At 40.4% G+C, this 13,116-nt stretch carries 13 protein-coding genes and 2 tRNA genes; 6 read left to right on the forward strand and 9 right to left on the reverse strand.

The features are described 5' to 3' along the window. The first annotated feature begins 78 nt into the window (after positions 1 to 78). Entirely contained in the window at positions 79 to 900 is an 822-nt protein-coding gene (locus H9X96_RS07780) for an ATP-binding protein (RefSeq protein ID WP_187665753.1), read from the forward strand. Positions 901 to 954: 54 nt separating this feature from the next. Here the strand turns inward: H9X96_RS07780 and H9X96_RS07785 are convergent, their stop codons facing one another. The 5 genes from H9X96_RS07785 to H9X96_RS07805 all read right to left on the reverse strand — a co-directional run bounded on the left by H9X96_RS07785 (position 955) and on the right by H9X96_RS07805 (position 3,623). Next, positions 955 to 1,434 carry a cupin domain-containing protein gene (locus tag H9X96_RS07785; RefSeq protein ID WP_187665754.1) on the reverse strand — a complete coding sequence of 160 codons (480 nt, stop codon included), beginning with the start codon at positions 1,432 to 1,434 and terminating at the stop codon, positions 955 to 957. A 788-nt stretch (positions 1,435 to 2,222) separates the two neighbouring features. Continuing rightward, positions 2,223 to 2,300, reverse strand: a tRNA-Val gene (locus H9X96_RS07790). Between the two features lie 45 nt (positions 2,301 to 2,345). Continuing rightward, positions 2,346 to 2,423, reverse strand: a tRNA-Val gene (locus tag H9X96_RS07795). Positions 2,424 to 2,551: 128 nt separating this feature from the next. Then, positions 2,552 to 3,277, reverse strand: a complete 726-nt coding sequence (gene recO, locus H9X96_RS07800; RefSeq protein WP_187665755.1) for a DNA repair protein RecO — start codon at positions 3,275 to 3,277, stop codon at positions 2,552 to 2,554. Then, positions 3,267 to 3,623 (reverse strand): diacylglycerol kinase family protein, encoded by a 357-nt coding sequence (locus tag H9X96_RS07805; protein ID WP_187665756.1) that lies wholly within the window; start codon positions 3,621 to 3,623, stop codon positions 3,267 to 3,269. Before H9X96_RS07805 ends, recO begins: the two co-directional genes overlap by 11 nt. A 211-nt stretch (positions 3,624 to 3,834) precedes the next feature. Between H9X96_RS07805 and rlmF the strand changes: the two genes are divergently transcribed. Then, a complete protein-coding gene (rlmF, locus tag H9X96_RS07810) occupies positions 3,835 to 4,797 on the forward strand; it encodes a 23S rRNA (adenine(1618)-N(6))-methyltransferase RlmF (protein WP_187665757.1) in 963 nt (320 codons plus the stop codon). Here rlmF and H9X96_RS07815 read toward each other — a convergent pair. The 3 genes from H9X96_RS07815 to H9X96_RS07825 are packed head-to-tail and all read right to left on the reverse strand — an operon-like array spanning position 4,736 to position 7,052. Next, positions 4,736 to 5,083 carry a hypothetical protein gene (locus H9X96_RS07815; protein ID WP_187665758.1) on the reverse strand — a complete coding sequence of 116 codons (348 nt, stop codon included), beginning with the start codon at positions 5,081 to 5,083 and terminating at the stop codon, positions 4,736 to 4,738. The two genes, rlmF and H9X96_RS07815, sit on opposite strands and share 62 nt — an antisense overlap. Before the next feature lie 4 nt (positions 5,084 to 5,087). Next, a complete protein-coding gene (locus tag H9X96_RS07820; protein ID WP_187665759.1) occupies positions 5,088 to 6,377 on the reverse strand; it encodes a DUF2130 domain-containing protein in 1,290 nt (429 codons plus the stop codon). A 3-nt stretch (positions 6,378 to 6,380) separates the two neighbouring features. Next, complete coding sequence (locus H9X96_RS07825; RefSeq protein ID WP_187665760.1) at positions 6,381 to 7,052, reverse strand: metal-dependent transcriptional regulator; 672 nt, start codon at positions 7,050 to 7,052, stop codon at positions 6,381 to 6,383. Positions 7,053 to 7,156: 104 nt separating this feature from the next. Here H9X96_RS07825 and H9X96_RS07830 point away from each other — a divergent pair, with 104 nt between their 5' ends. Both H9X96_RS07830 and H9X96_RS07835 read left to right on the forward strand, forming a co-directional pair. Next, positions 7,157 to 9,436 (forward strand): TonB-dependent receptor, encoded by a 2,280-nt coding sequence (locus H9X96_RS07830; RefSeq protein ID WP_187665761.1) that lies wholly within the window; start codon positions 7,157 to 7,159, stop codon positions 9,434 to 9,436. Positions 9,437 to 9,459: 23 nt separating this feature from the next. Continuing rightward, a complete protein-coding gene (locus H9X96_RS07835) occupies positions 9,460 to 10,602 on the forward strand; it encodes a putative sensor domain DACNV-containing protein (RefSeq protein ID WP_187665762.1) in 1,143 nt (380 codons plus the stop codon). A 113-nt stretch (positions 10,603 to 10,715) separates the two neighbouring features. On the opposite strand, the gene H9X96_RS07840 is transcribed toward H9X96_RS07835, so the two are convergent. Continuing rightward, positions 10,716 to 10,874 (reverse strand): hypothetical protein, encoded by a 159-nt coding sequence (locus H9X96_RS07840; RefSeq protein WP_187665763.1) that lies wholly within the window; start codon positions 10,872 to 10,874, stop codon positions 10,716 to 10,718. A 314-nt stretch (positions 10,875 to 11,188) separates the two neighbouring features. Between H9X96_RS07840 and H9X96_RS07845 the strand changes: the two genes are divergently transcribed. Both H9X96_RS07845 and H9X96_RS07850 read left to right on the forward strand, forming a co-directional pair. Then, positions 11,189 to 11,557, forward strand: a complete 369-nt coding sequence (locus tag H9X96_RS07845; RefSeq protein ID WP_187665764.1) for a PadR family transcriptional regulator — start codon at positions 11,189 to 11,191, stop codon at positions 11,555 to 11,557. Further along, positions 11,554 to 13,110, forward strand: a complete 1,557-nt coding sequence (locus H9X96_RS07850) for a PspC domain-containing protein (protein WP_187665765.1) — start codon at positions 11,554 to 11,556, stop codon at positions 13,108 to 13,110. The genes H9X96_RS07845 and H9X96_RS07850 overlap by 4 nt, the downstream gene beginning before the upstream one ends. Positions 13,111 to 13,116: the final 6 nt, after the last annotated feature.

Below are 13,116 nucleotides of genomic sequence, written 5' to 3' on the forward strand. Positions count from 1 at the left end.
AATTGGCTAACTTGGGATAGTAGTTTTAATCCCCTAATTATTTAATTGCAAACTTTCCATTCATCAAAACAGGTAAACATGAAAAAGTATTTCTTTTTAATCTCTATGTTTTTTTTGTCCATTTCCTTAAAGGCACAGCAGCAGCTAGTTAAACTCTGGGAAACGGATAGTGTGGTAAATATGCCGGAGTCAGTTTTACACGATCCGAAAGCAAAGATTTTATATGTGTCTATTATGGGAAATAGTCCGGATGATAAGGATGGGATTGGGGGGATTGGGAAGCTCGGTCTGGATGGAAAAGTGATCAATCTGGAATGGATTACCGGCTTAAATTCTCCAAAAGGTCTGGCCAAATTCGGAAATCTGCTGTATGCTACGGATTTAACTGAGGTCGTAGTAATGGATATTGCCAAAGGGAAAGTGATTCGTAAAATCCCGATTAAAAACACTAAATTCTTAAACGATGTCACTGTGGATGATAAAGGAATTGTATATGTATCTGATTCCAGAACAAAAGAGATTTTTAAAATTGAAGATAATGTTCCTTCCCTATACCTGAACAATCTAAGTGGCGTTAATGGATTAAAAGCCATTAAAAAGGATTTATACATCCTTGCCGGTAAGAACCTTTTGAAAGCTGACGAAAATAAAAAGATCACTGAAATAGGACTGCTGCCAGCTGGCGGAGATGGATTAGAGCCTATTGGTAATGGGGACTTTATCTGTTCCAGCTGGGGTGGTTATGTTTATTATGTAACCGCTGATGGTAAAACGGAGGTATTACTGGATACGCATTTAGAGAAGAAAAATACAGCAGACATTGGTTATGATCCGGTAAAAAAGATCGTTTATATCCCAACTTTTTATAAGAAAACAGTGATGGCTTATCAATTGAAATAGTCAGTTGATCATCAAGCACAATAGCCGGATTCCTAAGGAGATTTCCGGCTATTGTTATTTACTGGTATCTAATAATATAGCCAACTGAACGCAGGGTTGATCCGATCGGTTACTCCATGCGTGGTTTGTTCCTTTTTGAATCACAATATCGCCGGTTTTTAATAAGGTCTCTTCTTCATCAAGGATGAGGTAAAGTTCTCCGGATAAAATAATGATGTAGTCCAACGTGTCAGTTTTGTGCATCAGGGGGTGTGCTTCGTTTGCAATCTTATCCTGTATACCCAGGTCTTTGTCTGGTGGAATACTTACATACCTAAAATAACGGCCTTGTTTTGGTGGGTCTGGAATCAGGGTATTGTCAACGATTAGCTCCTGTGTTAAATCCACGGGCATGGAATTGGTCGCCCAAATATCGGAAATTAGCAATCCAGGTAGGTGTTCGGAAACATTCGTTACTTTTTTATCCTCAATAATCAGGGATCGGCCGTTTTTAAGGCCCGTTACGATTCTTCTGGGTATCGCGCTTATTTTCATATTACTTTTTTAGGGTGGGTGCTTTTTTGGATGTATGCTGTTCTTTTGGGAGCATGCTGTTTCTTTTGATCATTTATCTTTCTTTTTAGCAGCAGTGATTTTTTTCCCCTAGAAACTTAGGCAAAGTTGAATATATTCCCAGATTTTGCTGAGTATGGGAATGAGAAAAAGCAGTATTTATATGGAATATTTCGCTCTTGATAGAATTGTAGTTTATGTTGCATCATGGAAATTAATCACGAAAACTTCTTTGTCAGCATCGTATCCTATGAAAACTGGAAGAAACGTGGGAAATCAAGTGATTTTTTTGAACTGGTTTATATCCTGAAAGGGGAAGGGTAGCAGTATGTAAATGGGAGTACGCATCCTTATGTTGCAGGCGACATTTTTCTTTTACCTTCGGTGAGCTGTAATGGCTATGTGTAGAAAAGGTGTTAAAGGAATTTGAATTAATTGAATAAGAAGTTTAAATAGTAAAAACAGCTGTTATCAACACCTTATTCACATACTTATGCACGGGTTCTTCACAGTTTATCCACATGGATTTGTTGGTGTTTAATGAGGTTAATTATTTGTTTTACAGTTGTTTATTTGTTTTTGTCTTTGCTGAGATTGTGGATAACTTTTGATTTTGTTAATTAACATTTTAATAGCTGTGCATCCATTTGCTCCACAACATTTGGGATTGATCTTAACATTTGGGTTGATCCGCTTGATCCCCCATTTCTGGCTGGAGAGGTCTCAAAATAGAAGACATAAAAAAACCTTCCAGAAGATCTGAAAGGTTTTGGTGGGAAATGAGGGGTTCGAACCCCCGACCCCCTCGGTGTAAACGAGGTGCTCTGAACCAGCTGAGCTAATTTCCCTTTTGGTTTACTCTTTTTGTTTTAAAACAGCGGAGTGTCTGTTTTTGGTGGGAAATGAGGGGTTCGAACCCCCGACCCCCTCGGTGTAAACGAGGTGCTCTGAACCAGCTGAGCTAATTTCCCTTCTGCTGTACTCTATTTGTATTAAATATGAGCTGAGTAAGCTCTTTCCCGTTTTGCAAAGTTACCTTCGTTTTGGGATTGCAAATATACACCCTTAAATCAGTTTTGCAAAAATATTTTCAACTATTTTATGATAATATATCTTCCAGAACCTGGTGTGAGCGGATTTCTCCAAAAGAAGCCGTATGTAAGGTATAGTAAATCAGTATTTTATCAAGGATTCTACGTCGAGTTTTATTATCTAATTTTATTTCAATTATTTTTTCGAAAGGCAAAATAAATAGTGAAATAAAGAGTACTGAGTCGTCCTTCTCGATAAAATGTGGGTGTGCAGGAGGTAAAGATTTAAACTCTCCTTCCTGTAAATCGAAATAACTTTGGTCAGTTTTGGTCTGTGAACTCGGGGCGAAACCGAGGTAACGCGATAATTTTAACAGAAAAGCCAGGTGAAAATTCACATTTATACCCTGAGATTCATCAAGCCAGCAGACTGCATTAAAGATAAAATCAAATAAATACTCGTCGGTCATCTGCTGACGAATGCTTTTATACAGCACTTCATTCAGGAACATGGCCATCGTACTTTTTAGAATGTCGTAAGGTATGCTGCTAAAAATAGGGGATGGTCTCAGTTCAGAAATGCGTTGAATGCTGGAATTTACTTTATGGTAAACTACCATATCTACGAGATGCAGCGGCTGCAGCATATTCATTCTGATCTTCGCCCTTGGTTTTTTTACTCCATTGATCAGGTAAGACTGCATGCCAAATTTCTCGGTAAACATTTGTACCACCACACTGCTCTCACTATATAGTGTCGTTTTTAATACGATTCCACGTGTTTTATGCAGCATAATAGATTTTTGGCAGGAAGATGATTAATCCAATCAAAACAGCGGAGAATGCCGCAATCAGTACTGCTCCGGCAGCAACATCCTTGATGATTTTTGCTTTTGGATGGACATCCGGAGAAACCAGATCTACCAGCACCTCTATGGCAGTATTGAACAATTCTGCGCCCAATACAATTCCTGAGGCCGCGATGATCCAAAGCCACTCCGAAGAATTCAGCCGATAATACCATCCGGCAATGCCGACCAGCATCAGCACCACTACATGAAATCTGAAATTAAATTGGCTTTTGCTGGCGTAAGCGATTCCAGAAAAGGCATAACCAAAACTCTTGATAAATTTAGTCATAGCTGCGGTACAAATTCTATTTTGTAACCTTACAAAGTACGTCATGCTTTACTGGATTTCCAATTATTAAATGCGCCATCTTGCTTTTAATCGCAAATTGTTGGAGGGGGTCTCAGCGATGATGGATCCGATTACATAAATGTAGAAGATGATTTAATCCCGGTCGAAAATTAAAATAACCTTACCTTTGGCGATCATTTAGCTGAAGGTAATGTCAATAGAGAAAAACGAGTTACACCCAAGAAACAAACACCGTTCCAGGTATGATTTTCCGGAACTGATTAAAACATTGCCGGAATTACGTCCTTTTGTGGCGGTCAATCCTTATGGTGATGAGTCCATAGATTTTTCAAATCCCATGGCGGTGAGGTTGTTGAACCAGGCGTTGCTGAAACATTTCTATCAGATAGACCATTGGGATATTCCTGAAGGATACCTTTGTCCGCCAATTCCAGGAAGAGCAGATTATGTGCATTACCTGGCAGATTTACTGGCCTCGGTAAACGCTGGTGCTGTTCCTCAAGGCCTAAAAATTAAAGGCCTTGACATTGGTATTGGTGCCAACTGTATTTATCCCATCATTGGACATCAGGAATATGGATGGTCATTTGTTGGTTCTGATGTAGATTCTTATGCGATTAAATCTGCTAAAAACTTAGCAACGATTAACCCGGCCTTATCGGCTTCCGTGTTTCCGAGATTACAGGCTCATAAAAATCAGATTTTTAAAGGCATATTGAAACCTGGAGAGCTTTTCGATTTCACGATGTGTAACCCACCATTCCACGCTTCAGCAGAAGAGGCAAGAGAAGGTTCACAAAGAAAAGTGAGGAATTTGGGCACGCAAAGAGGTAAAACTCCTGTGCTGAATTTCGGTGGACAGCAGGCTGAATTGTGGTGTGAAGGTGGTGAAGTTGGCTTCATCAGAAAGATGATTCAGGAGAGTGAAACCATCGGAAAACAATGTTTTTGGTTTTCCACACTAGTTTCGAAAAGCATGCATCTTCCTTTTATATATACTGCCTTAGATAAAGTTAATCCATTACAAATTAGAACGATAGAGATGGCACAAGGACAGAAGATCAGCCGTTTTCTGGCCTGGTCATTTTTAACTACTGAGGAGCAGGAGTGCTGGAAGACTGATCGCTGGTCTCAAAAGAAATCAGTACTATAGCTTTTTTATTTTTGAAAGCGCCAATCGGCGCTTTCGTTTCTATATGTTTAAAGAATAAGGCATCATTTTCTTTGAAGCGCTTTTTCATCATGCAATAAAGGTGAAGACATTTGATCCAATTCAGGGCAGTGGCTTTATCTTTCCATATCTCAGGATATAAATAAACCTCATTCCCTTCGATCCGGATGATGTTTTTCTCTTCCAGTTCTTTTACGTTGGCAATAATCTTTGCCGTTTGTGCGGCTAGATTGGCCGTATGCTGAACTTTCTTTTTTGCGTAAATCATGTGCCTAAGATTCTAGGAGTAAAGTATCATCTTCATCATCGGTCAGGCTCAGCTGAATGGTGTCAGTACCGGCAATTCCTTCGATGGAACCACGGATATGTGCGGCATTCAACATCACTTTTTCCAGCTGTTTCTCTCTTGCTTTCCACATTTTCTCCATCGCATCACGTTCTTTCTGAATCGATAATTTCATGCTCATAAAGCCTTCTCTGATCGCTTTCCACTGTTCAGAAAATTCGTTGCTGGTTAGGTAATCGTATAACATGTGCATTTTATCACCACGGTTTTCCTGTGATTTTGCGGCAGAAAACAACTTCACAATACCATCCCTAAGGATGTAAGAAACTGCCTTTACCTCATCAAATGAACAGATCCATACACCATCTTTTTCACCAAAGCAATCCATTCCTTTTGGATAGCACTGGGTCACAATTACGGCTACATCTACACCCATGCTCCGCATGTCTTTCTTTAATTTCTCTATCCATTCCATCGAGAAATCCTTGGTGCGCTTACTTTCATAAATGATTTTCCCACATTCCTGCCCAAATTGATTTCTCACGTGGTGCACGCAATCCGCACCTCTTACGCCTTTACCAACTTCCGTAATCAGGTCAAAAGGGAAGGCATTGCGCAATAATTCTTCAAGGATCAGCTCCTGAACTTCTCCCTGTAATTGCATAGATCCTTGTTCCGCCTTGCGCTTCATTTCTTCCGCCAGTTTTTTCTGATCATCCAATTGTTTCTCCAGCTCTTTAACGCGGAGTTGGTGCTCGGTATCTTTAAGGTTGTTTTTTTCTGTTTCTTGTTTTCTAATCTGCTCCACCATTTCGGCACGCTGCTCCTGAAGTTTCCGATGCAGCTGGAGCTCCATCTCTTCTTCTTTCTCCTTCATTGCCTTTTCTTTCATCAGGAAATCCAGCTCTTTGGAACGGGCAAGTTTTAACTTTTCTTCCGCTTCCTTCTGGGCATTGTCCATCATGGCAAGTTTGTTCTCAAAATCACTGGCAATACTTTTCCTTAGCGTTTCCTCGATGGCAGTCTGCAGTACCTTCTTTTCTTCCGCCAACTGTTTTTCAAAAGCCTGGGCCTGCAGTTTTTGCTGCTGCTCATAAACCTGTTCCTGGTCTTTTTGCTGCTGCGTTAACTTACTTAGCTTCTGTTGGTATTCTTCATCCTTTTGCTTTGTAAAAGTGACCATTTTTTCTCTGAGGTCTTTTTTATACTCCTCCGCCATCACTTCTTCTATTGGAAAAGAATGGGCGCAATTCGGACATTTTATTTCTGTTGACATATTTTATCGTTGATGGAGGGTGATAAATAAATTTTCTGCAAATTTCATAGATACGTTTCTGGCTTCCTGATCGGAGATCTGAATGCTCATTGAACCGTCGAAATCTATGCGTTCTAATACTTTTATAGGGGTTCCAATGGTAATTTCTAGTTTTTCCAGGTATTGCAGGAATACAGTTGAGGTGTCTTTTACCGCGACTACCCAGCAAACTTCCCCTTCTTTTACTTCCGAAAGCAGGATCTTCTCCACTTTAGGCATATCGCCATTGGCTTTCGGAATAGGATCACCATGTGGATCAAATTCAGGGAAGCCCAGAAATTCTTCCAGCTTATCCACCAATTTGTTGGATTGGATATGCTCCAGTTGTTCCGCAACCTCATGAACTTCATCCCAACTGAAGTCCAGCTTTTCATAAAGAAAAGTTTCCCATAAACGGTGCTTTCTTAAAATGGCAATCGCTTGCTGCTTTCCAGAATCAGTCAATAAGATCTTTCCATATTTCTTATAGTTGACCAGTTCCTTTTCTTTCAGCTTTTTCAGCATATCCGTGGCGGTGGCAGGCTTTACACCCAAATGGGCAGCCATTTCATTGGTGCCAGCTTCAGGCTTTGCCTCATTCTGAAAACTCAATTTCAGTAAGGCTTTTAAATAGTTTTCTTCCGTATAAGATAGCATGCAACAAATATAAAACAATAAATCTCAAATAACATTTGTTAGGCAAGTCTAACTTTTATAGTTTTGTAATGTTTTGTTGGTCTAACTTTTTAAATTAAGTGTATATGAAAATAGTTTTTACGCGATCCCTTACCCTGATGTTATTTTTACTCTGCAGCCTGGCTGCCCCCGGCCAAACGGGTACCATCCGGGGAAGGGTGATTTCCGAAGGAACTCCGCTTTCGCAAGTCAACATCAGTATTGGGCAGCCGGCTATAGTGACTACTACTGATAGTGCCGGTTTTTATGAATTACCTTCAGTAAAAGCAGGGACTTATAAAGTCCAGGCCTCTGCAGTTGGCTTCAAGAAAATGTTTAAAAACATTTTCTTGAAATCAGAAGAAACATTGCGATTGGATTTCGACCTAAGTAATTTCCAGAACGACCTGAATGAAGTGGTCGTTACCGGTACATTGAAAGAGGTGAATAGATTAGAAAGTCCGGTCCCGGTAGAGGTATATACCCCGGCGTTCTTTAGAAAAAATCCAACACCAAGTATTTTTGATGCCCTGCAAAATGTGAATGGGGTAAGGCCACAGCTGAATTGTAATATTTGTAACACGGGAGACATCCATATCAATGGATTAGAAGGGCCTTATACAATGATTTTAATTGATGGGATGCCAATTGTAAGTAGTTTGTCGACGGTTTATGGCCTTTCAGGAATCCCAAATTCCCTGGTTGAACAGATGGAGATTGTAAAAGGTCCGGCTTCCTCTTTATATGGAAGTGAGGCGGTGGGAGGATTGATCAATATTATCACTAAAAAACCTCAAAACGCACCTTTATTTACTGCGGATATCTTTGGAACCACCTATCAGGAGTTTAATGCAGATCTTGGATTGAAAACTAAACTTGGTACCGCAACGGCATTAACAGGTGTTAATTATTATAAATTCGGGAATGTGGTAGACCATAACCATGATAATTTTACTGATGTGACTTTGCAGGATAGAATCTCCATTTTTCAGAAATGGAATTTCCAGCGTAAAGACAAGAGATTGTTTACCATTGCAGGCCGTTATTTATATGAAGACCGATGGGGTGGAGAAACGAATTGGAATACCTCCTACCGTGGAGGCGATGAGGTATATGGCGAAAGTATCTATACCAAAAGATGGGAATTGATTGGAAATTATCAATTGCCTGTAAAAGAGAAAATGTTCTTCGCCTTCTCTTTTAACAACCATGACCAGGATAGCCGATATGGTGATAAATCGTACATCGCAAATCAAAAGGTCGGATTCGGTCAGTTGACCTGGGATAAAAAGATCAGCAGTCATGATTTATTGATCGGAACGGCATTGCGCTATACTTATTATGACGACAATACGCCGGCAACGGAGCTGAATAACCCCGCTAAAAACATTTGGCTTCCTGGGATTTTTATACAGGATGAAATCCGTTTGAATACTAAACATTCCGTTTTGGCTGGTTTCCGATACGATTATAATTCTCTCCATGGCGATATCCTAACGCCAAGAGTAGCTTATAAATGGAAGCTGAATGATCAGAATATCCTCCGCTTAAATGCAGGAACCGGCTTTAGGGTGGTTAATATCTTTACTGAAGACCATGCTGCATTAACCGGTGCCCGGGATGTAGTCATTGCCTCAAAGTTGAAACCTGAAAAAACGTATAATGTGAACCTGAATTTCCTAAGGAAAATGTACGCCAATGATGGGACGTATTTTGGAATTGAAACCTCAGCATTTTATACACATTTCAATAATCGGATTATTGGAGATTTTGATACTGATCCGAATAAGATCATTTATGATAACCTGGATGGTTATGCAGTGAGTAAAGGCTTAACAGCAAATTTCGATATGGCCTTAAATAACGGTTTAAAAGTGGTTATAGGCGCTACTTATCAAGATGTGGCCAGCTACGAACATGGCATCAAAAAGCAGCAGATCCTGACGGAAAGATTTTCCGGAAATTGGGCAGTTTCGTATAAAATTAGAGCGCTGGATCTAGGCATTGATTATACCGGGAATGTCTACAGTCCGATGCGACTGCCGTTGCTTGGTCCACTAGATCCTAGGGATGAATTCTCTCCAACCTGGAGCATCCAGAATATTCAGTTTACCTACAGTGGATTTCAGCGATTTGAACTCTATGGGGGGATAAAGAACCTGCTGAACTGGACACCAAATCGCGGAAATCCTTTTATCATTGCTGGAGCAAATGATCCTTTTGATAAAAACGTGGTTTATGACGACCATGGTAAAGTAAAATCTACAGAAAGCAATCCTTACGCCTTGACGTTTGACCCGAATTATGTGTATGGGCCCAATCAAAATATCCGTGGTTTTTTTGGCATCAGGTATACCATAAAATAGTACGAATAGTTTAACTTTATGGCATGATCTACTACTCGACCTATCAGGCAGCAAGGGTGATTGCCCCAAAAGTTGAAGCTATTTTCGCAGCACATCTTTCTGCTGCCCGAGAAAGTGGAGAGGATGATCTGGCACCCCTGCCTACTGCAAATGTGGTTGAAGCGATCATTGACGCTACTTTTTGGGCAAGTTTGCGCAAAGAGGAGGGACATTCACCGAAGATTTCTTTGGCTTATCTCCCTCCTCAGCAGGCAGGAAATCCATTGCTTTTCAAGCACCGGCTGCCTTTAAGCGCTGGAATTCTGACTAAAATCGCACCTGGTGTGGAAAGAGCAGGAATTCATCTGGGCGTATGGATGGAAAATGATGAGCTTTTTATCTGGGGAACTACGGTGAGCATTCCTAATTTCTGCTTTGTACTTGATGTTTCTGAACCTGCTTTACTGGTGATCAAACACCGTCGCATTTATGGATTTGGAAAGTTTACGAATATCGCTGTGCTCAAAGGTGACCAGGTGAAAATGGTAGAGGAAAACCATACTGATATGGGGGATTGTCCGCCGATGCTGCTTTCCTTGCTCGACCTTACTGCGCCTTCTTATTGGAATGATTCTGTCAATGTGATGATTCAGCTTGCGGTTTCTATGCGGAGCCATGGGCGAGGCGGAACCTTGCTGATCGTGCCTAATGAGACCAATCAATGGCTGCAATCTATTATTAAACCTATTCAGTACTATGTACAGCCGGCTTTTACCGGGCTTTCTAAATTACTGCAACAAGACCGTAAAGAAGCGAGTCAGATTTTCTGGCAAACTGCCCTGAAGCGGGAAGTGGAGCATTTAGCAGGTTTAACAGCAGTAGATGGCGCTACAGTAATCAGCGATGATTATGAGCTCTTGGCTTTTGGTGCCAAGATCGGACGCGCGAAAGGAAAAGACAATATTGACGAAATTTCTTTCTCGGAACCGATTAAAGGTGGAGATGCCATTGTGGTTCATCCTACAAAAGTAGGGGGGACAAGACATCTTTCTGCCGCTCAGTTTGTGCATGATCAAAGAGATGCGACGGCATTAGTGGCCTCCCAGGATGGCCATTTTACCATTTATAGCTGGTCCGTCAGACAAGATCGGGTACAAGCCCATCGGATTGACACCCTATTGCTGTAATTCTTTTTGGTAAAAGGGGATCAATGATTTTTTCTAATTGGATTTTAACCGCATAAAAAAAGCGTACAATAAGTACGCTCTAAAAATTAATTAATCTCTGTTTCTCCCATAATTCAGGAAAAAACAATCGCTCCAACAATCGTTGCTAGCAGCAAAAAGATCAGCACGATCCGATCTGCATTGATCCACTCTCTTCGTGTCAATGCCTTTTCAGCCTTTTCTTTCTTTTGCCTTGCAAAAACATGAAATATGGAAAACGATTTACTTAACATAGGTAGATGTTTTTCTTAGATATGCTTAATTTAATGCAAACTGCGAGCCAAACTTGCCTGTAAATGTTGGAATGTTCATAATTTGTGCTTTTCATCGATTTTTACCTTTATTTATTTCGTTTTTACACTCATTATCAATGATTTGGTACTGTATTCTATTTGCAGTGTACTCTTTTTAAGCCTTTTTCATAAATCGATTGTTTAGATCCACCTAAAAAATAAATACACTGATTTACAATATGTTATGTCCTGCTTTTGTTGTTATATAGTACTATGTATTGCATATTACTATATAAAACACATAACTTTGAATTATGATAGCAGAAAATACACAAACACAAATGCGAAAGGGCATACTGGAATACTGTGTGCTCCTGATCATATCCAGAGGAGAGATCTATGCTTCTGATATTATCGCAGAATTAAAGTTGGCAAAATTGCTGGTGGTGGAAGGTACTTTGTATCCATTGCTCACCCGTTTGAAGAACAACGGCTTGCTGAGTTATAACTGGGTAGAATCAACTTCAGGGCCACCCAGAAAATACTACGTGTTAACCGAAGAAGGAAAAGCGATTCTTGGTCAGCTGGACCATACCTGGCAGGAACTGGCTTATGCCATCAACACCTCTAAAAAAGGAACAACTATGGAATCCGAAACCCAAATAAACCTAACCAAATCATGAAGAAGACTTTAAATATAAATATTGGCAATTCCATCATCCACCTGGAAGAAGATGCCTATGAGACGCTCACCGTTTACCTGAATGAAGTAAAACACCATTTTGCAAAAAATGCAGATGATTTCGAAATTGTAACGGACATAGAGAACAGGATTGCAGAGATGTTTGGAGAGATGCTGTCGCAACAGCAAAAGCAAGTAATCGATATTCAGGATGTGCAAACGGTGATTGCCCAAATGGGTTCTGTGAAAGATTTTGAAAACTCGGAAGAGCAGGATGAAATCCCAGGAAATCCGCAGCAGGCGATGCCTCCTCATGATGGGATTAAGAAATTATTCCGCGATACGGATCAGGCAATGATCGCTGGTGTATGTGTTGGATTGGGTCATTACCTCAATATCGAGGCACGCTGGGTGCGGTTGGCAGCATTACTTTCCATCTTTATGGGTGGTTCAGGAATTCTAATTTACCTGATCATGTGGATCGTGATTCCTAAAGCAGAAACTAAGTCTGATAAAATGGCGATGAGAGGGGAAGAAGCTAATTTGAGAGGTTTTATGAACAGCCACCAGAATCCGTTGGTGAAACAATCCCGTGGTTTTCTTGCGGAGTTTTTCGAATTTCTAGGGAACTTTATCAATGGCACTGGAAAAGCGGTACTTAAGTTGTTGGCTACTGCCATCGTCATCTTTGGCTCCTTTTTACTACTGATGCTGATCATCAGTCTGGCGGGTGTATTTGGAGTATGGGATGCAGATGTCTATTCTTATTTTCCTTTCAGCATCATCAATGAAGCTTATTTCAGCAAAATGATCCTCGCTGCTTTTGTGGTGTTCATGATCCCAATCCTGGCACTGGTACTATTTTCTATCCGGGTGGCTTTTAATGGTAAGCCTGTCCATAAAACAGTTTCTTTTGGTTTATTGATCATTTGGCTGGCAGGTATTGCTGTGTCCGTATTCTACATTGCTAAAGTAACTGCAGAGTTCAAGGAAAGTGCGGAGTTCGCACAGGTAAAAGAGCTGGTGCCGCATCAAACTATGGTATTGTCTGTTGATAAAACCAGGTTCTTTACTAAGGAAGATAGCTTAAACTATAAGATCGATCCGATCAATTACAAAGGGCGCAGGATCTTGAAAGATGGCCGTGGGCCCTTGGATCAGCCGAGAAATATGAACCTGAGACTGGAAAAAAGTGAGAATGGAAAAATGACGCTTTCAGAAAACTATAGTGCCATGGGCAAAACGTTTGAGATGGCTTTAAAAAATGCACAGAACATACATTATGATTTTCAGCAACGTGATTCAGTCTTGAATTTTAGCTCTGGTTTAGAGTTATTGAAGAAATCGAATTATCGTGCTCAGGAAGTGCAGCTGATTTTATATGTACCAGTAGGTACTCGTTTAAAGATCAATCACAACTTAAGGGACTACTTAACAGGATACAGTTATTGGGATTGCGATTCGAACGACAATCAGGACTTTTCGGAATGGATGATGACCGAGAACGGTTTAGAATGTCTGAGTGAACCTAAAGACGATCACTCAGACAAATAAGTCCTA

The organism is Pedobacter sp. N36a, assembly GCF_014472395.1.
Lineage (GTDB): Bacteria > Bacteroidota > Bacteroidia > Sphingobacteriales > Sphingobacteriaceae > Pedobacter.